The 20964-nt window shown below is 62.5% G+C and carries 21 protein-coding genes; 8 read left to right on the top strand and 13 right to left on the bottom strand.

The features are described from left to right. Window positions 1–39 precede the first annotated feature (39 nt). From FCU66_RS09355 to FCU66_RS09335, 5 genes are all read right to left on the bottom strand, one after another. Window positions 40–1068, bottom strand: coding sequence for an extracellular solute-binding protein (locus FCU66_RS09355; RefSeq protein ID WP_168991771.1), 1029 nt, complete (start codon window positions 1066–1068; stop codon window positions 40–42). A 27-nt stretch (window positions 1069–1095) separates the two neighbouring features. Further along, window positions 1096–1908 carry an ABC transporter permease gene (locus FCU66_RS09350; RefSeq protein WP_136616797.1) on the bottom strand — a complete coding sequence of 271 codons (813 nt, stop codon included), beginning with the start codon at window positions 1906–1908 and terminating at the stop codon, window positions 1096–1098. Further along, complete coding sequence (locus tag FCU66_RS09345) at window positions 1901–2830, bottom strand: ABC transporter permease (protein WP_136616796.1); 930 nt, start codon at window positions 2828–2830, stop codon at window positions 1901–1903. The genes FCU66_RS09350 and FCU66_RS09345 overlap by 8 nt, the downstream gene beginning before the upstream one ends. Then, window positions 2830–3930: an ABC transporter ATP-binding protein gene (locus tag FCU66_RS09340; protein WP_136616795.1), complete on the bottom strand. Its 1101-nt coding sequence runs from the start codon at window positions 3928–3930 to the stop codon at window positions 2830–2832. The genes FCU66_RS09345 and FCU66_RS09340 overlap by 1 nt, the downstream gene beginning before the upstream one ends. A gap of 127 nt (window positions 3931–4057) precedes the next feature. Next, on the bottom strand, window positions 4058–5731 hold the full coding sequence (locus FCU66_RS09335) for an amidohydrolase (protein WP_136616794.1): 1674 nt from the start codon (window positions 5729–5731) through the stop codon (window positions 4058–4060). Window positions 5732–5985: 254 nt separating this feature from the next. On the opposite strand from FCU66_RS09335, the gene FCU66_RS09330 reads away from it, so the two are divergent. Both FCU66_RS09330 and FCU66_RS09325 read left to right on the top strand, forming a co-directional pair. Beyond that, window positions 5986–6639 (top strand): TetR/AcrR family transcriptional regulator, encoded by a 654-nt coding sequence (locus FCU66_RS09330; RefSeq protein ID WP_136616793.1) that lies wholly within the window; start codon window positions 5986–5988, stop codon window positions 6637–6639. Between the two features lie 23 nt (window positions 6640–6662). After that, complete coding sequence (locus tag FCU66_RS09325) at window positions 6663–7694, top strand: histone deacetylase family protein (RefSeq protein ID WP_136616792.1); 1032 nt, start codon at window positions 6663–6665, stop codon at window positions 7692–7694. 99 nt (window positions 7695–7793) lie between these two features. Here FCU66_RS09325 and FCU66_RS09320 read toward each other — a convergent pair whose 3' ends face one another. Both FCU66_RS09320 and FCU66_RS42515 read right to left on the bottom strand, forming a co-directional pair. Then, on the bottom strand, window positions 7794–8987 hold the full coding sequence (locus tag FCU66_RS09320; RefSeq protein WP_136616791.1) for a TMEM43 family protein: 1194 nt from the start codon (window positions 8985–8987) through the stop codon (window positions 7794–7796). 64 nt (window positions 8988–9051) lie between these two features. After that, window positions 9052–9183, bottom strand: coding sequence for a hypothetical protein (locus FCU66_RS42515; RefSeq protein ID WP_281285510.1), 132 nt, complete (start codon window positions 9181–9183; stop codon window positions 9052–9054). A gap of 505 nt (window positions 9184–9688) precedes the next feature. Between FCU66_RS42515 and FCU66_RS09315 the strand changes: the two genes are divergently transcribed. After that, window positions 9689–10399 (top strand): helix-turn-helix transcriptional regulator, encoded by a 711-nt coding sequence (locus FCU66_RS09315; RefSeq protein ID WP_136616790.1) that lies wholly within the window; start codon window positions 9689–9691, stop codon window positions 10397–10399. Then, a complete protein-coding gene (locus tag FCU66_RS09310; RefSeq protein WP_136616789.1) occupies window positions 10396–11166 on the top strand; it encodes a helix-turn-helix transcriptional regulator in 771 nt (256 codons plus the stop codon). Before FCU66_RS09315 ends, FCU66_RS09310 begins: the two co-directional genes overlap by 4 nt. Before the next feature lie 40 nt (window positions 11167–11206). Here FCU66_RS09310 and FCU66_RS09305 read toward each other — a convergent pair whose 3' ends face one another. Genes FCU66_RS09305 through motA form a run of 6 tightly spaced genes read right to left on the bottom strand, consistent with a single transcriptional unit; the run spans window position 11207 to window position 16045 of the window. Then, window positions 11207–11644 (bottom strand): hypothetical protein, encoded by a 438-nt coding sequence (locus FCU66_RS09305; protein ID WP_136616788.1) that lies wholly within the window; start codon window positions 11642–11644, stop codon window positions 11207–11209. After that, window positions 11641–12723, bottom strand: coding sequence for a flagellar biosynthesis protein FlhB (gene flhB / locus FCU66_RS09300; RefSeq protein ID WP_136616787.1), 1083 nt, complete (start codon window positions 12721–12723; stop codon window positions 11641–11643). The genes FCU66_RS09305 and flhB overlap by 4 nt, the downstream gene beginning before the upstream one ends. A 9-nt stretch (window positions 12724–12732) precedes the next feature. Beyond that, window positions 12733–13743, bottom strand: coding sequence for a flagellar motor switch protein FliG (locus tag FCU66_RS09295; RefSeq protein WP_136616786.1), 1011 nt, complete (start codon window positions 13741–13743; stop codon window positions 12733–12735). Window positions 13744–13786: 43 nt separating this feature from the next. After that, a complete protein-coding gene (fliN, locus tag FCU66_RS09290; protein ID WP_023761675.1) occupies window positions 13787–14173 on the bottom strand; it encodes a flagellar motor switch protein FliN in 387 nt (128 codons plus the stop codon). A gap of 16 nt (window positions 14174–14189) precedes the next feature. Further along, window positions 14190–15137: a FliM/FliN family flagellar motor switch protein gene (locus tag FCU66_RS09285; RefSeq protein ID WP_136616785.1), complete on the bottom strand. Its 948-nt coding sequence runs from the start codon at window positions 15135–15137 to the stop codon at window positions 14190–14192. A gap of 32 nt (window positions 15138–15169) precedes the next feature. Then, window positions 15170–16045 carry a flagellar motor stator protein MotA gene (gene motA, locus FCU66_RS09280; protein WP_023809996.1) on the bottom strand — a complete coding sequence of 292 codons (876 nt, stop codon included), beginning with the start codon at window positions 16043–16045 and terminating at the stop codon, window positions 15170–15172. Window positions 16046–16192: 147 nt separating this feature from the next. Between motA and FCU66_RS09275 the strand changes: the two genes are divergently transcribed. The 4 genes from FCU66_RS09275 to FCU66_RS09260 are packed head-to-tail and all read left to right on the top strand — an operon-like array spanning window position 16193 to window position 20913. Further along, window positions 16193–18004 carry a DUF1217 domain-containing protein gene (locus FCU66_RS09275; RefSeq protein ID WP_136616784.1) on the top strand — a complete coding sequence of 604 codons (1812 nt, stop codon included), beginning with the start codon at window positions 16193–16195 and terminating at the stop codon, window positions 18002–18004. Between the two features lie 7 nt (window positions 18005–18011). Continuing rightward, window positions 18012–18734 (top strand): flagellar basal-body rod protein FlgF, encoded by a 723-nt coding sequence (gene flgF / locus FCU66_RS09270; protein ID WP_136616783.1) that lies wholly within the window; start codon window positions 18012–18014, stop codon window positions 18732–18734. Window positions 18735–18737: 3 nt separating this feature from the next. Next, window positions 18738–20141, top strand: coding sequence for a flagellar protein export ATPase FliI (gene fliI / locus FCU66_RS09265; protein WP_136616782.1), 1404 nt, complete (start codon window positions 18738–18740; stop codon window positions 20139–20141). Continuing rightward, on the top strand, window positions 20128–20913 hold the full coding sequence (locus tag FCU66_RS09260; RefSeq protein ID WP_136616781.1) for a hypothetical protein: 786 nt from the start codon (window positions 20128–20130) through the stop codon (window positions 20911–20913). Before fliI ends, FCU66_RS09260 begins: the two co-directional genes overlap by 14 nt. Window positions 20914–20964: the final 51 nt, after the last annotated feature.

Genomic DNA, 20964 nt, shown 5'->3' with positions numbered 1-20964 from the left:
GAGGCCGAAGCCCCCCTTCCGCTGGATTTTGGACCCGAGCTATTTGCGCAGGTTGGTCCAGATCTTGTTGTAGATTTCCACCACATCTGGCGGACATGGCGGAACGAATTCCGCCGTCGGCGCACCTGCCGGCGGATTGAGTTCCGGCGAATTGGCGAAATCCGCCTGCAGGAACTTGTGGCTGCCGGCAATGCCGTTGTCGTAGCCGGCGAATTCCGAGATCAGCGCCGCGTTTTCCGGGGCCATGATGAAATCCTGGAACAGCTTGGCATTGTCGAGGTTCTTGGCCCCCTTCAACACCGCCACATTGTCCATCCAGCCTTCGATGCCTTCCTTCGGATAGGCATATTTGATGGCCGGGATTTTCTGCCGCGAGCGATAGGTCGCGCCGTTCCACTGTTCCGTCACGATCACGTCGCCGGAGGTGATCTTGGTGATGGTGTCGTAGCTGAAGGTCTTCCATGACGGCTTCGCGGCCGTCAGGATGTCGTTGACCTTCTTCAGATTGGCCTTGTCGGCGCCGCAGCGCGGCACGCCGGCATAACGCTCGGCCGCATGCATGACGGTGTTGACGTCGTCGAGAATGTTGATCTGGCCTTTCAGCTCCGCCGGCGGATCGAAGAGGACAGCCAGCGTGTCGATGTCGCCCTTGAACTTGTCCGTGTTGACCGCGAACGCCGTGGTGCCAAACTGCCAGGGCGCGGTGTAGTGGCGGCCGCTGTCCCAGTAGATGTCGACGAAGCGCGGATCGATGTTCTTGCCGTTCGGCATCGCATTGGGCTCTGTCTTTTCGAGCAGGCCCTCGTCGACCATGATCTTCACGGTGTAGTCGGACGGCACCACGATGTCGTAGCCGGAATTGCCGGCGCGTACCTTCGACAGCATGGTTTCGTTGGAATCATAGTCGTCCAGCGTGACCTTGATGTTGTACTGTTTCTCAAACTTTTCGATCAGCTTGGGATTGGTGTAGTCACCCCAATTGTAGATATGCAGCTCGCCATCGGCGAGTGCGGGTACCGCCCACAAAAGCACCGCCGTCGAAACGGCAGTCATCAGTTTCCTAGACATCATGTTCTCCTTTGCCTTCCCATTTATTCACTTGGCGCGTCGGCGCGCGATCAGGAACGATACCGAGACGAAGAGGATCGAGACCAAGAGCAGGATGGTGGAGATGGCATTGATCTCCGGCGTCATCGGCCGCCTGATCTGGTTCCAGATGTAGAGAGGCAGGGTCGTCTGGCCGGGGCCGGCGACGAGTTGCGTGATGGTGAAATCGTCGAAGGAGACGATGAAGGCGAGTGCCGCACCCGACATTATGCCGGGGACAAGCAACGGCAGTGTTATGCGCCGGAACGCATGCCACGGCGTGGCATAGAGATCGGCGGCGGCAGATTCGAGCGTCAGGTCCATGTCCTCCAGACGCGCCCGGATCGGCATGTAGGCGAAGGGAATGCAGAACACGGTATGGGCGAGAATCAGATTGCCGATGCCGAAATTCAGCCCGAAGGCCCCGGCGATCAACGCGAAGAAGGACAAGGTCGCCACCGCCGTGATGATCTCAGGAACCATCAGCGGCAGGTTGATGACCATGAAGGCGGCCGGAAGGCCGCGCCATGGTTTCACCCGCGTCATACCGATCGCGGCCAGCGTCGCGCATATGGTCGAAATCACGGTCGCCGTGGTCGAGATGATCAGCGTATTCTTGGCGGCGTTGTGGAATTCCTCATTGAGCAGCGCGCTGCCGTACCAGGTCAGGCCGACCCCCTCCCAGTGGGTGACCAGAGAACCCGTGTTGAACGAAAAGATCATCAGGATCAGGATCGGCACATAGAGCACGGCAACGCATGTGATGGCGATCGTGCGGAACCCGGGCTGATCCTTGATGTCGACGTTGCGGGGATCAGCCATGCTGGATTTTCCCCGACGTGTTGCGAACGTAGAAGTAGAGAGCGACCAGAACCGCGGCCATCAGGATCAGCGCCTGTGCGCAGCCGAGCGGCCAGTTGCGCCCGGAACCGAATTGCTGGGCGATGAGATCGCCGATCATCAGATGGATACCGCCGCCAAGAATCAGCGGCGTCACATAGGCGCCGAGTGCGGGGATGAACACAAGCAGACAGCCGGCGATGATGCCGGGCAGCGAGAGCGGAATGATCACCCGCCAAAGAACTTGCCGGCGCGTCGCGTAGAGGTCGTTGGCGGCCTCGACCAGCCGGAAATCCAGTTTTTCCAGACTGGCATAGAGCGGCAGGATCATGAACGGCAGGAACGAGTAGAGCAGGCCGAGCTGGATGGCGAAGTTGGTGTAGAGCATGGTGATCGGTTTCTCGATCACCCCAAGTCCCATCAAAAGATTGTTGATGAGACCTTCGTCGCGGATGATGAACATGATGGCCAGCGTGCGCACCAGAAGGTTCGACCAGAACGGGATAGTGATCAGCAGCACCCACCAGTTGCGCTGTGCCGGCGTGCGCGTCGCCATGAAATAGGCGGTCGGAAAACCTAGTAGCAGGCAGACGATCGTCGTCACCACGGCAAACAGAAACGAACGCAGATAGATGATCAGGAAATCCGGCGTGAACTGCAGCGTATCGTCAAAAATGTCCTGCTGGAACAGAAAGTTCAGATAGGCGTCCGTCGAAAACTTCCACTGGACGCCACCATAGGGCGCGGCCTGAAGAAACGAATAGACCAGGATGATAAGCAGCGGCAGCACGCCGAAAATTCCGATGACGATCAGCGCCGGCAGGGAAAGCAGGCGGTTGCGCCTGGCGCTTGCTTTCTCGGCCTTGGCCTCGAACAACGCAGCTTGGGAAAGCGCCATTGTCATCAGTCCTTCAGTATCCGCGCGCCGTCGTCTTCGAAGACGATGCCCACCTTAGCGCCCGGCTCGAATGTCACCGCGCCGGACCGGCTGTTCTGGTGACGCACGATGAAGTTGTCGCCGCCGTCGAGCTTGACGTGGTAGTGCGTGTCGGTGCCGAAATAGACGACATTCGCCAGAGTTCCGGCGACAGTGCCTTTGGATGCATCGGCGATCAGATCCGCGTGCTCCGGCCGCACCACGACCGTCACGGCACCGGTGGGGTCGAAGTTGTCAGGAAACCCTGCCGCCACGGTTGCATCGGAAGCGAGCTTGACGGTGGCGACGCCGGATTTCTTCGACACCACGGTCCCTTTGAGGAAATTGGTTTCGCCTATGAAGTCGGCGACGAAGCGCTCGGCCGGGCGGTCATAGATGTCGCGCGGCGAACCGACCTGCAGGATCTTGCCGGCCGACATCACCGCGATGCGGTCCGACATGGTCAGCGCTTCTTCCTGGTCGTGGGTGACGAAGATGAAGGTGATGCCGGTCTCGTGCTGCAGCCGCTTCAGCTCGATCTGCATTTCCTTGCGCAGCTTGTAGTCGAGCGCGGAGAGCGGCTCGTCGAGCAGCAGCACTTTCGGCTGCGGTGCGAGCGCCCGGGCCAGCGCCACGCGCTGCTGCTGGCCGCCAGAGATCTGGCTGGTGCGACGACCGGCGAGGGCCTCCATCTTGACCAGCTTCAGCATCTGGGCGACGCGCGCCTTGATCTCGGCCTTCGGCTTGCCCAGCATTTCCAGGCCAAAGCCGATATTGTCGGCGACCGTCATGTGCGGGAACAGTGCATAGGACTGGAAAACAGTGTTGACCGGCCGCTTGAAGGGCGGCAGCGGCGCGATATCCTCGCCGTAGAGCAGGATTTCGCCGGCGCTCGGAAAATCGAAGCCGGCTATCAGCCTCAAGAGCGTTGTCTTTCCGCAGCCGGAGGGCCCGAGCAGCGTGAAAAACTCATTTTCGCGGATGGAGACGGAAACGGTATCCAGTGCGGCGACTTGCGCCTCCCCAGTGCCGAATACCTTGCGCACACCACGGACTTCGATCGCATTCTTACCCGGTTGTTCCGGCACGATTACCCCATTGAGAAAGCCTGCTCTTTGCGGCAGGTTTCGTTCCTGTTTGATTGTCACCACATGGCGGCCGGCTTGGCAACTGCGTAACTGAATCTTGATTCAGGAGGCAATTCCCATGCCACGGTCAGGCCTGATAAGTCACCTTGCCGCCGCAGATCGTTGTCACCGGCCGCACGGTATGCAGGGCTTCCGGTGCCGTCTTCTCGATATCGGCCGAGAGTACCACCAGATCCGCCAGATAGCCGGGCTTCAGCCGGCCTTTGCGATTTTCAGCGAATTCGGCATAGGCGCCCTCCACCGTATAGGCCGCAAGCGACTCCTGCAGCGAGAAGCTCTGGTCGGGATCGCCTTCTGCCCACGGTTTGCGCAGCACTGCCGCCTGAATGCCCAGGATCGGATCGACCGGCGATACCGGCCAGTCCGAAGCGAAGACAACGCGCGCGCCGGCCTCTTTCAGCGTTCGCCAGGCATAGCTCAGCGGCCATTTCTCGCGGCCGATGCGCGACAGCGTCGGTTCCAGCGGAAAGTTGAGCGCGCCGGGCGGATGCGGCGGCTGCATCGACGCGATGACACCAAGCTCGGAAAAGCGCGGCACGTCGGTCTCCGTCGTGACCTCGATGTGCTCGATCCGATGCCGGCTGTCGCGCCTGCCGTTTTTCTTCTGCGCCGCCTCGTAGCCGTCGAGCACCGCGCGCACCGCACCATCGCCGATCGAATGCACCGCGATCTGCAGGCCGCGACGATCGGCTTCCACCGCCAATTCAGCGAAATGCTCCGGCGCAAACAACGGCTCGCCGGACCAATCCGGACGATCCGCGTAGGGCTCGACCATCACAGCCGTCCATGAATCGAGCACGCCGTCGTAGAACACCTTGACCATGCCCGACGACAGCCACTCCGATTTGTAGGTCGAAGCCATCGTCGATGCTTTCTCAAGCATGTCGAGGTCCATGAAGTTCTTGAAGTGAAACGGGATTTTCGTACGGCACAGCAATCGCCCTTCTTGCTCGAGGCCGGCAAGCAGCTCAAGCTGGTAGAGGTTGCCGTCCATGTTCTGGATCGACGTGATGCCGTGGCGGGCGCACCATTCCAGGCCGCGATGCATCAGATCCCGGTCGGCGGCAAGCTCCTCGGCGGACGGATAGGGTTCCGGCTCGCCACCCGTAAGACCAAGCCGTGTGCGGTTCTGCCCGAAGTGCTCCAGGATCGGGCCGAAAGCCTCGCCCTCGCGCAATTCGCCCGCCGCGAGGCCATCGGCACCCATCACGATCTCGTTGCCCGGTCCCAATTCCCTGCCGTGCAGGAGGCCCGCCTGCTCCAGCGCCTTGGTGTTCGCCCACATCGTATGGTGGTCGGAGGCCGACATGGCGAACGGGCGATCAGGGATGATTCGGTCGAGATGGTGGCGCGTGACCGGCTCGGGCAGGATCGCATAGTCAACGCCGGCGCCCACCAGCAGCTTGGCGTTCGGCCGTTCCGCCGCGAAGGCACGGATCGCATCACGCAAGGCATCGAAGCCATGCACCCCTGCCAGATGCAGATTGTCGAGTTCCGCGGCACCGCCGAAAAGATGCATATGCGCTTCGATGAAGCCCGGCAGGACCGAGCCGCCCTTGGCGTCGATGATGTTGGTGGCCGGTCCCTTGAGCTCTTCGATGGAGGCGCGGCTGCCAATGGCGATGATGGCGCCGTCCTTGACGGCAATGGCCTCGCTGGCGGGATTGTCATCGTCCATGGTCAACACACGACCGTTGATGACGATCAGATCCGCATTGTGACCCGCACCTGTGACAGACATCGCGACTCCGCGCTTTTGACGACTGACTGAGACCGACAGACCCCGCGTCCAACAACCTGCCACTGGAGCGGCGCTATTGGACAGAGAAGATGCCAGCGCGCCGTCCTCGAAATTCCCCTTGTTATCCCAAGAGACAGCGTGGATAAAGAATGCGACTGATTATTCGCGTTTGTCAACATGCGGAATTTTGAATGTATTGTGGACAGCACCCTGCGCCTGTGTTGAGACCGGGCGGGGAACGAGGACGTCAAGCAGTGAAACGCAGTCTCGACCGCAAAACCAGGATAGCGCTCGAACCGCGCAAGCAGCCGCGGCAACAACGGTCGAGCAAGGTGGTCGATCGGATTCTCGACGCGGCGCTGGTCTTGACGCGGGAGCAAGGAACCAGGACACCGACGACGCTCGCCATTGCGCAGCGCGCGGGCTTGTCGGTCGGTTCGGTCTACCAATACTTTCCCAACAAGGAAGCCATCCTTCTGGACCTCGCCCGGCGCTGGCTGTCATCTTTTCCCGAGGTGATCGCGAAGCGCATCAAGGTCGCCCCGCCCAGCAACCGCGAAGAGTTTCGGCAGGACGTGCGCAGGCTCTTCATCGACACCTCCAGGCTCTATCTTGAAAACGCCAGCCTGATGCCGGTGATCGAGGCTATCTCAGGCAACGCCGACCTCAGGCCGATCCAGAACGAATATGACGACCAGATCATCGCCCTCTACGCCGCATGGCTGCAGCATGTGAACCCGGCTCTTGAAAACAAGATCGCCAGCCGGCTCGGTGTGCTGATGATGGAGGTCGGGCATGTCTGCCGGCTTGTGGGGCTGAAAAAGGATCGCAGGACATACGACCTGATCGAGGACGATGTGGAAACCATGTGGCTCGCTCTGGTGACACCCTATCTCAACCTTGACTGATTTCGCATTTCGAGAGGAATTCTATGAAGACTGTCTATTCGCCGCTTCATGCTGGCCATGCCGGCCAGATGGAATTGGTCACGAGCGCGATCGTGCCGGGTTTCGAGAAGCCCTCGCGGGCCGAATTCATCAAGGCGCGGGTCGAAAGCGAGAAGTTAGGGCCGATCGTCCTGCCGCTCGAGCACGATCTCGCCGCCGCCAAGCGCATCCACAAATCAGACTACATCGACTTCCTGCCGACGGTCTGGCCGCAGTGGGTGGAAGCTGGCCTCACGGGTACGGCGATGCCCTTTACCTGGCCGACGCGCGGCCTGCGCGGCGACGTGCCGCCAAAGCGCGTCGACGCGCTGCTCGGCTATTATTCCTTCGATGCCGGCGCCACCTTCGTCGAAGGCACATGGGCCGCGATCAAGTCGTCCTATGACGTGGCGCTGACCGCCGCCAGCATGGTCAAGGGCGGCGAGACATCCGCCTTCGCTCTCTGCCGTCCGCCCGGCCACCATGCCGGTGCCGGATTCATGGGCGGTTACTGCTACATCAACAACGCCGCCGTTGCCGCGCAATGGTTCCGCGACCAGGGCGCCAAACGCATCTCGATCCTCGATGTCGACTACCACCACGGCAACGGCACGCAGGAGATCTTCTATGACCGTGCCGACGTGCAGGTGCTCAACCTGCATGGCGATCCGATGGTCGAGTACCCGTTCTTCCTCGGCCATGCCGACGAACGCGGCGCTGGTGCCGGCGAAGGCTTCAACATCAATTATCCGATGCCCTTCGGCACCGATTGGGACGCCTGGAACGCCTCACTGGAGGATGCCTGCGCCAAGCTCGCGGCTTATGCGCCGGATGTCGTCATCGTCTCGCTGGGTGTCGACACGTTCGAGAAGGACCCGATCAGCCAGTTCAAGCTGAAGACGTCGGACTATCCCAAGATCGGCCGCCGCATCGCCAAGCTCGGCCTGCCGACGCTGTTCGTCATGGAAGGCGGCTATGCCGTCGAGGAGATCGGCGTCAACGCCGTCGGCGTGCTGACCGGCTTCGAGGATCGGTAAATGCCTGTCGCCCAAAGGTGTGTAGCGGTTTTGGGACAACGACAGGCATAAGCAAAAGACCACTGGGAGCCGGGCGGCAACGCCGCCCGGCTCCCGCGATCAGGTGGCGGCGTCAACGCTGGGCGCGACGGTTGGCTCGGTCGGTTTGCGCGAGCGGCCGAGATAGTAGACGGCCGCCGCAGCGATGACGCCGGCCGCGAGGATGCCCACCGCCAGAACCGGCCGATACCAGAACCAGGCAATCGCGATCGTCGTCGTGCCGACCAGGATCGCCAGGAAGAAGGCGATGATGCCGGTTCCCATCCGCGCCATGCTGCCGAGGAACGGGATGACGTCGAGGATCACACCGATCGGGCTGAGGAACAGGGCAAAGCCGATGGTCAGCAACAGCAGGCCGGCGGCGCGCAGCAGCCAGGTGATCAGCGTGTTTGCACTGACCGCCTCGGCGAACATCTTGTCGGCCGGGACAGTGCCGGTGTCGACCATCAGCAACGCGTCACCCGCCTCGGTCTGGTAAGGCTCGAACCGGCTGCCGGCTTGGCGCGCGACGATGCTGACCACGCCGAGCGGCGCCAGCTCGTAGCCGATGCGGTAGTCGCCCAGCGCCGGCGTTGTCGTGTCGGCGCCGAGATAGATCTTGCCGTCTACGATGCTGAGCGGCCTGGTGCCGGTATAGGCGGTCTTGATCGCGGCCGACTGGTCGGGCGACAGCGCATACGCCTTGTCGCCCTCGATGCGATCGAGCACCGGCGTGTCGAGATCGAAGGCGACGAGCTTGCCTTGCGGTATCTGGAAAGTCCGGCTGTGAACCGCCATCGGCGGGTTCTGGTGGCCGTCCGGCTTCTTGAAATCCGACGAGTCGATCTGGCTGTCGTCCCACACCTTCGAGTAGCTGTAGGTGGTCACCGTCTCCTCACCACCGCCAAGCTTCTTGGTGGTCTCGGATTTGGATTCTTCCTTCCACTGATACATCTCGGCGCTGCGCGACAGCCGCAGCCCTTGCGCCACAATGCCGAAATCCGGATCGGCGAGACCGCTGTCGGCCGTCACCGGGCCGCTGACATGGACCAGCTTCCCCTCATTGGCGGCATCGACGCTGTCAGCGCTGGCCGAGACGACGGCGCCAGCTCCTTCGGCCAGCGAGCGTGCTGTCTGCACCGCGCGGCCCTCGTTCCAGAATAGTCCGATCACCATCAGCACCACCAAAAGCAGGCCGAAGATGACCCCGCCGACCGCCCGCTTGATGCGCCCGAACCACGAGACGGATGTAACTTCCCGAAATGAATCGCTCATTGTTTCCCCCGAAACCACTGGTGCTAAAATTTGAGCGCGGCCGGCGGCCGCGCCTTAGAACCGATCAATCGGCGTGGATCTGCGCCAGCCCGTTGTCGAGCGCATAGGTGACGATTGGCTCGGCCGGCGCGGATGCAGCCCACGCACCGTTCAGAACCGCGAGCACCACCGTGAACGCCAGGAAAACCCGCTTCATGATCACCCCCCATGCCGATGGCCGCGAACAAGCGCCGCCCATCTCGCCAGTCCGAACGAAGGGACGCCCATCCCTGCCGGTCAGCGAAAACCCTATCGGAATCGATCGGTCCTCGATACGGCAGCTTTGCAACAGCGTCTGGCTTTTTCGTGTCGGTGTTTCAGCGACCCCGGAGCGGCGAAGGGGCTTGGCCCCGCCTCTGAGTCGCACCTGAGTCCACCGGATTCGATTTTGTCAAATCGCGTTTGATGTCGGATTCAACTGCGGGTAGATTAGACCCGAATCAGCCGGTCCTTGGGGGGCGCGGCGACCACCCAAAGTCTCTTGTTCCGGAGTTTTTCCGGCACCAGACGCGGACGGCTTCGCGTTCCCTGAATGGATTCGGATCTGGTTGGTGCAGCCCTGCGCCACGCGTGTGTCTTCGTCAAAGTAATGCGTATTCGGGTTCGGCGGCTGGCTTCCAGCATCCGGACAGCAGAAACGATTCCGGCCAAAAGCAACAAGAATGAGCAGTCCCGCCGCGCTACTTCAATCCGACACATTGGGCTCGCGCCTGACGTCGCGCGGCGATCTGACCAGCTTTTTCATGCAACTGACAGCCGAGATCGGCGCCGACAGCTACATGCTGGTCGCCATCGTCCACGACCAGGACCGCAACGATGCACGCATCGTCTCGTCCAACTGGATTTTCGACGCCATCGAGCTGATCGGCAAACGGCTGATCGCCGGGCTTGCGCAAGGCGCGCTCACCGTCGCGCCCGGCATCCGTCCGCAGCCGCTGATAGCATCTCAGGCACCCGAAGCAGACGGATTGATCACCGGCGAAGAGGCGCGCCTTCTCGACGTGCTCGGCCATGCCGAGATCTATTCGCTGCGCCTCAATGTCGGCCGCCAGCGCCTGTTCGCCCTGTTCTCGGCGGCGACTGCCGGCGGCATCGACCAGCCGGCGCTGATGCGGGCGCAGCTGAAATGCTGCTACGCGCTTTCGCACATCCCGCAACTGATCGCCGCCGCCGCCATGCAGGATCCGCTGTCGGATCGCGAGCGCGAATGCCTGTTCTGGGTCTCCGAAGGCAAGACCACCGACGAGGTCGCCGTCATCCTTGGCGTCTCCTCGAACACCGTCAACAGCTACATCACCCACGCCATCCAGAAATTCGCGGCCAGCAACCGCGCGATGGCCATCGCCACGGCGATCAGGAGCGGCATCATTTGAAACACGCCGATATCAAGGAAGCTGCCGAAGCCCTTTTCAACGAGCAGCGCAATCCGTTCGGCGCCTTTTCGCTCGGCTCCGAAACCCATCACGCCGTCACCATTCCCGATGCCGTACGCCGCTGCCGCTGGATCTCCGTCGACATCAACGCCTCGGCCTTCGGCCTGTTCTTTGTCAGCCCTTCGCCCGAACGGGCACGGCTCGTTCCTTGCTTCGATTCCGACTATCCCGGGATTGCTGTGGCGACAAAGTTCATTTCGGGCGCCAATGGCGAGGAGATCGTGCGCCACACCCGCATCTCGACCGAACCGCGTTGGTGGACGGATGACGGTGTTGCCGCCATGGCGGAAATGTTCGGCAATCTCGCCTGGACCGAGCAGATGGCGGCGCTGGCGCCCGGCACCAGCGGCATCGCCTTCCCGGTCCATGCCGACAGGGGTCAATGCGGCCTCGTCGTTTTCCTCGGATCAGAGATCGCCTTGCCGCAGGACACGCTCTACGAGATCCACGCCCGCTGCTTTTCGCTGTTCGCCGCCGTCGCCCGCATCCGTCCGGGCGATGCCGGCCGCATGCGCGCGATTTCCAAGCGCGAACTCGAATGTCTGAAGCTGACCGCCAACGGCAACACCAGCGAAGAGATCGCGCGGCTCCTGAAGCTGTCGGTGCACACCGCCAACCAGTATCTGACCCAGTCGACCCAGAAACTCAACGCCGTCAACCGCAACCAGGCCGTGGCCAAGGCGCTGCGGCTAGGCCTGATCGAATAGGACAATTCGAGGATCTTTCGGCGGCGGCTCGCGATCGATGTCAGCGATAGGCGAGTGGTTCGACCTTGCGGATACGCGCCTCTTCGATCACAGCCTCGAGCAGCGCCGTGTTGTGTTCGGGGTCTTCGCCAGGCTTCTCGAACGACACGTAGTTGACCACCACCGAAGCGCCGAGCTCGCTCAGCGTCAGCTGGAAATAGACGGTGACGCCGGGCGGCCTCAGCTCCAGATCGAGCACGATGCGCGGGCTGCCGCTCCAGTCGACATGCGCCTCGCCGCCATGGCCAAGCCGCAGCGTACCCGGCATGAAGAACAGCTCCACCGCTGAATCGACCAGATCCGACAGGCAGGCGAAATGCTCCAGCCGGATGAAGGCGATGTAGTCGGCGACATCGATCAGCCTCAGTTCCCCCACCACCTGCTCGATGGCGCTGGCGACGATGATCTCGCGGGATTTTGCGTGCGGTTGGCGGTTCATGAAATCTGTCTCCGCTCAGCCTTTTTCGAGTAGACGATCCGCACCAGTTCGGCGACGGCCTGGTAGAATTGCGACGGGATCACATTATCGACCGAAACTTGCTTGTACATGGAGCGGGCGAGCGCCACGTCCTCGAAGATCGGGATGTTGTGTTCCCGCGCGATCTCGCGGATCTTGAGCGCCACCAGATCCTGCCCCTTGGCCAACACCATCGGTGCCGAGTCCTCGTCGCGCACATATTTCAGCGCGATCGAGAAGTGCGTCGGGTTGGCGATGATCAAAGTCGCGCGCGGCACCGCCGTCATCATCCGCTTGCGCGCCCGGTCGCGCGCCAGCGAGCGCAGCCGCGATTTGACGCTCGGGTCACCCTCGGACTGTTTGAACTCGTCCTTGACCTCCTGCTTGCTCATGCGCAGGTCCTGCTTCCAGTGGAAGCGCGACCAGACGATGTCGATTGCCGCGATCAGCCCCATGACGAAGACGATCGCCACCAGGATGTCGACGGCGATGCCACGGATGACGAGACCGAAGGCAACCGGATTGGTGATCATCCCGGCGAGCAGCTTGCGGTGATCTTCCGACAGCGTGAAGATCAGCACGAGGATGGCAAAGCCGACCTTGCCGATCGACTTCGCGAACTCGACGAAGCCCTGGATGCCGAACAGCCTGTTCCAGCCCTTGACGATCGAGATGCGCGAAAATTGCGGCCGCACCCGCTCGCCGACGAATTGCGGCATGTTCTGGAACACCGAGGCGCCGACACCGGCGACGGTTAGCAGCACGAACAGGCTGATGACGGCGCGGCCTACCTCGAGGATGACAATCTTGTAGAGTGCGATGACGTCGGTCTCGGTGTCCATCGGCCAGGCTTCCGGCTTCTCCAGGAACATCGACAGGAACATGCCGAGATCGATGACGGCGTCCTTGGCGTAGAAGACGGTGAACACCAGTATGGCGACGAAGGATGCAAGGAGCGCCGTTTCCCGCGAATGGGGCAGTTTGCCCTGTTCGACGGTGTCGCGGATCTTCTTTTCCGTCGCCTCTTCGGTTTTCGAATCCTTGTCGACCGCGTCAGCCATGGCGCGGCCTTAGGCAGCGTTCTGGGTCGAGGGAAGTTCGAAGGCGCCTTCGCGCGACAGCCGGATCGTCGTCGACACGACCGTCTTGCGCGCCGCCGTGATGTCGGCGAGAGGGACCCCTTCCGAGCCCTGTCCGAGTTCGGCCTCGATCATGCGCCGCGACCGCGCGCCGATCGCCGACAGTACGGACTCGGCAAGTCCCGCTTGCGCGCCGCGCAGGGCCAGCGTGACCAGTTCGGTCGACAGCCCGTCGAACAGCAGCACCCGCGCCTTCTGGGTGAGCAGCGGCAGGTCGTCGAAGGCAAACAGGCGCGCCCGGACGCCATCGAGATCGGGCGTGCCGGCGGCCTCCAGATCCTGCATGACCTCCTCGAGCAGTGGCTTGTCCAGTTCGTTGAGAACGCTAGCGACGCGCGCCTGCCCGGCCGACGTGTCCTTGGTCGACGTTTCCGTCAGCACACTGCTGCGCAGCCGGTTTTCGACGATCCTGCTTGCCGCTTCCGGAACATTGGCCATCGTCACCATGCGCTTGATGATTTCGCCGCGCGTCGACTTGGTCAACGTCAACAGTACGCTCGCCGCCGCCTGCGGCGCCAGCTTGGACAGCACCATGGCCGCGGTCTGCGGATGCTCGCCGGCCAGGAAGGCGCCAAGCCGTGCCGGCTCGAGCTTTTCGAGTTCGGGCCAGATCGGCGGCGGGCCTTCCGGGGCGACCTCGAATCTCTTGTCGCCCATGATCGCGCTCATCTCTTCGGGCGACAGCGACTCATTGAGGATGGTGTCCATCCTGTCGGCGGAATCGAGCAATCCCGCCCCTTCGGTGAACTCGGCCTCGAACTCGGCGACGATGCGCTCGAGATCGCTTTGCGGAATCGTCCGCAGCAGACGGGCGCCCTCGATCAGCGCCTTCAGTTCTTCCTGCTTGAAGAATTTCAGCAGGCGGCTGGCCGACGGCTTGCCCATCGCCACCAATATGGCGGCCGCCTTCTGCGCGCGGGTCAAGGTCACCGGCGTCGTCATGCCACTCGCCTCCGCTGCCACCGGCAAGCCCCGCAATCCATGTCTAGGCGCCCTTCGTGCCGGCGATGATTTCGGTCAGCCGGATGCCGAAGCGCGACGGATCGCTTTCCAGCACGGTGATTTCGCCACGCGCGATCTTGCGGCCGTTGACCACGACGTCGACAGGTTCGCCGATGCGGCGATTGAGCGCCACCGTCGACCCCTTCTGCAGCGCCATCAGATCAGAGACCGGCATCTCGGTGCTGCCGAGGATGATCTGGACATCGACGGGGATGTTCATGATGACGCTCGAATTGGCGCCGGAAGCGGCCCTGAACGCCGCATCGGGGCGTTGCTCCTCTTCGTGCAGGACCCCGCGCAACTCTTCAATGGCACGGTCGAGCTGCTCGTCCGGCTGGTCGAGGTCGGCTTCCACCTTGGTCTTGGCCATGCGTCGTCTCCAAATGTCAGGCGCGGCCGGCAGAAGCCGGCATCAGCGCTTCGATAAAGTCCTGCCCGGCATCGTAGGGATGCCTGACTCGGACGGTGTAATTCTGTCCCAGTTTGCCGAACTCGCACACGAACAGCGTCTTGCCGCGCGCGCTGAGGCGTGCCTGCGACTGCGCCGTTTCCTCGAATTCGATGACCTGGCCAATTTCGAAACCGGCAAGGTCGCCGAGTGTCAGCCGGGCCAGCGGCATCGTGGCCTCGAGTGCTACCGTGGAGCGCATCACCTCTTCCGAAAAGCGCGCGCGCCAGCTGGGGCCGTGATCGTCGTCGCTGACCGGGACAGCCCCGTCGCGGCTGGCCAGCACGACACGCTGCGGCATCGTCACGGTGACGGTACCGCTGTCGGCCGGCGTCGAGATGCCAAGGACGATGCGGATCGCCGCGCCGTCGCGCAGCACGTGTCGTTTCGCCTCGGTGCCCGACATTGCCCGCGGCGCCGGCAGCCGCAGGTCGAGCGAGCGCCTTCCCGACCCGTTGAGGGCCTGCGCGACCTGCTGGAACACCATGGTCGAGACATCGATTTCGATCTGCGACAGATCGCGCTCGATCGGCGATACCGGCAGGTCCGGGTCGCCACCGAACAACGTGCAGACCATGATCGCGATCGCCGGAGCATCGATCACCAGGGTCATCGCATCGGAGGACACGGACGAGCCGACGACGGTCAGGGCAAACGTGTCGCCGGCGCGCGAACGCGCCTCGGGAACGCGGCTGATCTCTATCGCTTTGAGATCGACAATGACCGGAACGCCAAGCTCGCCGGTCAGGCCTTTCTGCAGCAGCGGCACGGCGCGTTCGGCCATGGCGCGGCCGGCATCGATGACCTGGGCGGCCTCGCCGCTGTCGCCGACCAGACGCTCGATGATCAGCGAGCGCGCTTCCGCTGGGCTGCCCGGACTGGTCATGACAGTGCTGGGACCGATCTGTCGCGCATCGTTCAGGCGGCCTTCTTTTCGACGGTACCGGTGTTCATCGTGCTCTGCTCGACGGCGTCGATCGTCGGCCGTTCATAGGATGAGATCGTCTTGCGGCCGAACTCGATCGCCACCTGTGGCAGCGCGCCGTTCATGTAGGCCAGCAGCGTCTGCTTGACGATGATGTAGAGGCGGTTCTTCTTCTCGCGCACCGTCTTGATCTTGGTGGCGACCGGCCCGACCACCGAATAGGACAGGAAGATGCCGAGGAACGTTCCGACAAGTGCGGCACCAATCAAACCGCCGAGGATTTCCGGCGACTGGTCGAGCGCGCCCATCGCCTTGACCACGCCGAGCACGGCGGCGACGATGCCGAGTGCCGGCAGGCCATCGCCCACCGCCACCAGAGCGTGATAGGCCTTCATCTTGTCGGATTTGATGGTCTGGATCTCTTCGTCCATCAGCGCCTCGATCTCGTGCGAGCGGGCATTGCCGATGATGATGATGCGGCAGTAGTCGCAGATGAAATGCGTCAGGTCATGGTTATGCAGCACGGTTGGGAACGCCTGGAAAATCGCCGACTCTTCCGGATTGTCGATATGCGCCTCGACCTCGCTGCGGGATTTCGAGCGCAATTCGCGCATCAGTGAGTGCAGCACGCCGAGCGTTTCGAGATAGTCCTGCTCCTTCGGCACTGCCTGCTTGAAGGCTTCGAGAATGCCCTTGCCGGTGTCCTTGACCGTCTTCATCGGATTGGCGACGAGGAAGGTGCCAAAAGCCGCGCCACAGATGATCACGGCCTCCCATGGCTGGATCAGCACGTGGAGATGGCCGCCCATGGCCATGAAGCCGCCAAGGACGCAGCCGAGCGTCACCACCAGTCCAATCAGAATGCCCACGACAGGTCCTTCCGCATTTCACTTCGCGAGCAAGGGATAGCCCCCGTGCCTTGTGTGAGGCTTGAATCGAAAGCGTCGGAGACGATTCAGTTTCGCGCAAGGAAGTAGGGGTATTGTCCGGACATAGCTTCGGCCGGAGGCACGTCTTTGCTTAATACCTTTACCAGCTACCAGCTCATCACCAAGGACATTTCAAAGTCGATCGACAGGATCGAGCAGCAGCCCGTGGTTGATCGCGACACCAAATATTATCTGGACAACATCACCAAGGTGAAATCGATCGACGATTTCGTCAAAAATGACCGCTTGTTCAAATATGCCATGAAGGCATACGGGCTTGAGGACATGGACTACGCCAAGGCCTTCATGGTCAAGGCACTCAAGGAAGGCGTCTCTGATCCCAACAGCTTCGCCAACAAGCTGACCGACAAGCGTTACGCCGAATTCGTCAGCGCCTTCAATTTCGCCGCCAACGGCGCCAATACGACCGTCTACAACAAAGCGCAGCAACTGGTGACCAGCAACTATGCGCTGCAAGTCCAGATCGGCGCCTCGCAGACGGGGTTCTCCTACTACCAGAGCGAAACCGCCTACTACGTCACCAACATCTCCAAGGTTAAGTCGGTCGACGACCTGATGGGCGACAGCCGCCTGCTGACATACGCGATGGCCGCATTCGGACTCGACGCCGCAACCGAACCGGCCGCAACCGTCAAGGCGATGCTCGAAGGTGGCGTCAGCGATCCCGACAGTCCCGCCAACAAACTGCCCGACAAGAGCTACGCCAACTTCGTCTCGGCTTTCGACTTCGCCCAGTATGGCGATCAGACGACCATGCGCGACGATGTCCAGCAGGCGGTGCCGAAAGGATACGTGGCTGGAGCCGGACTGAAGCTGGTCAAGCCGAGCGCGCAGTACATCAAGGGCGAGGCCGATTATTACGCGGCAAACATCTCCAAGGTAACGTCGATCGACGACCTTATGGCGGACAAGCGCCTGCTCACCTTCGCCATGGCTTCCTACGGACTGAATGCGTCGACCGAAACACCGCAGCAGGTCCGCGCAATGCTCGAGGGCGGCGTCAGCGACCCCAACAGCCCAGCAAACAAGCTGACGGATAAACGGTACGCCAACTTCGTCACGGCCTTCAACTTTGCCCAATATGGCGATCAGACAACGTCGCGCGACGAAGTACAGAAAGACACGCCGAAAATCTATACGACAGAGTCGGCGCTTGGCCTGATCGCGCCGAATGCGGACTACATCAAGTCGGAGACTGCATACTACCTTGCCAACGTCACGAACGTAAAATCCATCGACGACCTGATGGCCAACAGCCGATTGTACAACTATGTGCTCTCGGCCTACGGACTCGATCCGGCGACGGAAAGCAAGGACCTCATCCGCAACGTTCTTGCCGGTGGCATTCGCGACGCCAACAGCGTCGCCAACAAGATGACGAACAAGGCCTATGCCGGGCTGGCCGCCGCCTTCAACTTCGAACAATACGGCGAAGCGGCCACCACCATCAATCCGGCGCAGCAGCCGACCGTCGACAAATACATGCGCCAGACCCTTGAAGAGGATGCCGGCCAGACCAACCAGGGCGTGCGGCTGGCGCTTTATTTCGACCGCAAGGCCCCGACCATCACCAGTTGGTACGACGTGCTGGCCGACACCGCGCTTGCCAACGTCGTGCGCACCGTGCTCGGCCTGCCCGATTCCTTCGCCACCGCCGATGTCGACAAGCAGGCGCAGCTGTTCGAGCAGAAACTCGACATCTCGGATTTCTCCGACCCCGAGAAACTCGGCAAGTTCCTGACGCGCTTTACCAGCATGTATGAGATCAACAACCCAACCTCATCGGCCGTCACCTCGGTCAGCGTGCTGTTTGCCCAGCCGATCACGGTCGGCATCTCCACCGACCTGATGATGGCCATGCAGAAACTAAGGTTCTGAGACCATCATGCGGGACAGCCTGTACGTCGCCCTTTCCTCGCAGATCGCGCTCGAGCGCCGCCTCGACACGATCGCCGACAACGTCGCCAACGCCTCGACGATCGGCTTTCGCGCCACCGGCGTGAAGTTCGAGGACGTCGTGTCCGGCACCGGACCGAAATCGGTGTCCTTCGCCTCCTCTGGCAAGACCTATCTTTCCGGCGCTCACGGTGCTTTGAACGAGACCGGAAATCCGTTCGATTTCGCCATTCAGGGCGATGCCTGGTTCGCCATCGATACGCCTGTCGGCACCGTCATGACCCGCGACGGGCGCTTTTCGATGAACGAGAACGGTGAGCTGATGTCGATCGAGGGCCACCCGGTGCTCGATGCCGGCGGCTCGCCGATCCAGCTTGACCCCCGCAACGGTCCGCCCAAGGCCGGGGCCGACGGTTCGCTGCGCCAGAACGATCAGCTTGTCGGCTCCATCGGTCTCTACAATTTCGATCCGGGCGAAAACTTCGTCCGCTACGGCAATTCCGGCATCGTTCCGGCGCGCACACCAGAGCCTGTCACCGATCGCTCCGATATCGGCGTCGCCCAAGGTTTTCTCGAAGAATCCAACGTCAATCCGGTGCTGGAGATCACCCGGCTGATCATGGTCCAGCGTGCCTTCGAGAACACCGCCGCCCTGATGCGGCAGACCGACTCCTCCACCGACGAGGCGATCAAGACGCTCGGCTCGAAGTAACCCATGTCGCTCGACCAGCCATCCCTGCGCGCACCCGAAAGACAGCTTCAGCCGGCGCCGGAAGACCGGCTTGCCGCGCTGGAACGGGTCTGGCGGCGTTTCGCCGACACCGAAGCGCTGCTCAAGCGCGGCGGCCGCGTCACCGAAGTCACGCCCACGCACTACAAGGTGCACGGCCTTTCCGATTTCGCCAGGCTGGGCGACATCGTCGAGCAGCGCGGCCATGCCGGCGCGCGCCGCGGCGAGATCGTCAAGATCAGCCGTGACGAGGTCGTCGTGGCACCCTTCGAACGCAGCGCCGATGCCGGCATCGGCGATGCCGTGTTCCGCCGCGGTCCGCTCGCGGTGGCGCCGCATGCCTCGTGGCGCGGCCGCACCATCGACGCGCTCACCAGGGCAATCGATGGCGGCCCGCCTTTGGTCAGGGGCGACGACGCATCGAGCGGCGCCCAGACGACGCCCGGCGCCATGGCGCGGCAGCGCGTCGGCACCGCCTTCATGACCGGTGTCAAGGTCATCGACATCTTCACGCCGCTCTGCTTCGGCCAGCGCCTCGGCATCTTTGCCGGCTCCGGCGTCGGCAAGTCGACGCTGCTTGCCATGCTCGCCGGCGCCGACGCATTCGACACCGTCGTCGTGGCGCTCATCGGCGAACGCGGCCGCGAAGTGCGTGAATTCCTCGAGGACACGATCGGCGACAGCATGGCCAAGACCGTCGCCGTCGTCGCCACCAGCGACGAGAGCGCCATGATGCGCCGGCGGGCGCCGGACACCGCCATGCGCGTGGCCGAGCATTTTCGCGACCAGGGGCACCGCGTGCTCCTGGTGCTGGACTCGATCACCCGCTTCGCTCACGCCTTGCGCGAGGTGGCGACGGGGACCGGCGAGCCGCCGGTCGCCCGCGGCTATCCGGCCTCGGTATTCACCGAACTGCCCAAGCTGCTCGAGCGCGCCGGGCCAGGCGCGGAAGGCAAGGGGTCGATCACTGCCATCATCTCCGTGCTGGTCGACGGCGACGATCACAATGATCCGGTCGCCGATTCCGTGCGCGGCATTCTCGACGGCCATGTCGTGCTCGACCGCACGATCGCCGAACAGGGCCGCTATCCGCCAGTCAATCCGCTGTCGTCCATATCGCGCCTGGCCGGCAAGGCCTGGAGCGCCGAACAGCGCGCGCTGGTGACAAGGCTGAAGTCGATGATCTCGCGTTTCGAGGACACGCGCGATATCCGCTTGCTGGGCGCCTATCAGGGCGGCGTCGATGCCGAACTCGATATTGCCGTGCGCCAGGTGCCGCTGATCTACGAGGCACTGACGCAAGCGCCGAAGGATCGTCCGTCGGTCGACCCGTTCTCCGATCTCGCCCGCCACCTCAAGAGCAAGCTGAACGCCGATGCCGGAGACTGAACGCGAATATACCGAGCGCATCCTGCGCGACATGATCGCCGCGGCCAACGCTGCGGAAGAAGCCCGAGCTGACGAAGCGAGAGCTGCCAAGGCAAAGGCTGACCGCGCCAAGGCCGACAAAGCCGAAGCTGTTCTGGCCAGGGCTGGCAAGCCTCCCCTGCCCAGGGCTCCCCGGACGGAGGCTGCGGAGATGACGCAGGCCAGCCGCGACTCGCTGATCGACGGTCTGTTCCCGCTCACCGAATGGCCGCAGCCACCAAAGGCGCAGTTTCCCAGGCTGAACAAGAAGTCCGACCGGCGCAGCGATTTCGTCATTGCCGCGCTCGGCATCACGCTCGGGCTGATCTGCGCTTCGTTTCCCTGGTACATCTTCTTCAACCAGGACCAGTTTGGCGTCCAGGCGATGAAGTTCGGCGGCACCGGCACCAATTCGGGACGGGCGGGCGGCGGCGTGGTCGCCGAACGCAGCGCGCCGCTGACGGCAAAGGACGTCCCCGCGGCCAATCTCGATCTGCTTGCCACAGGAACCGTGCAGGATGATGCCAATTCAGCACCTGCGCCCGATGAGCAACCCTTTCCGGCCGACGCGGCGAAATTCCGCATGGTTCATGTCGCCAACGGCCGCGCCATGATCGAGGACGATGCTGGCCTCTGGATCGTCCAGCGTGGCTCGATACTGCCTGACTCCAGCCAAGTATCCTCCATCGAGCAGCGCAACGGCAAATGGGTCATGGTCACCAGTGCCGACCAGGTAATCGAACTCTCCAAATAAACGCCCCCGTCTCAGGCCTCCGGGCATCCGCAAGGTCCGCGCAAGACTGGC

Origin of the sequence: Mesorhizobium norvegicum, assembly GCF_004919685.1 — a bacterium.
Lineage (GTDB): Bacteria > Pseudomonadota > Alphaproteobacteria > Rhizobiales > Rhizobiaceae > Mesorhizobium > Mesorhizobium norvegicum.
Note: the sequence above shows the minus strand (reverse complement) of the source record. Positions and strands in the feature narration are given on the sequence as shown.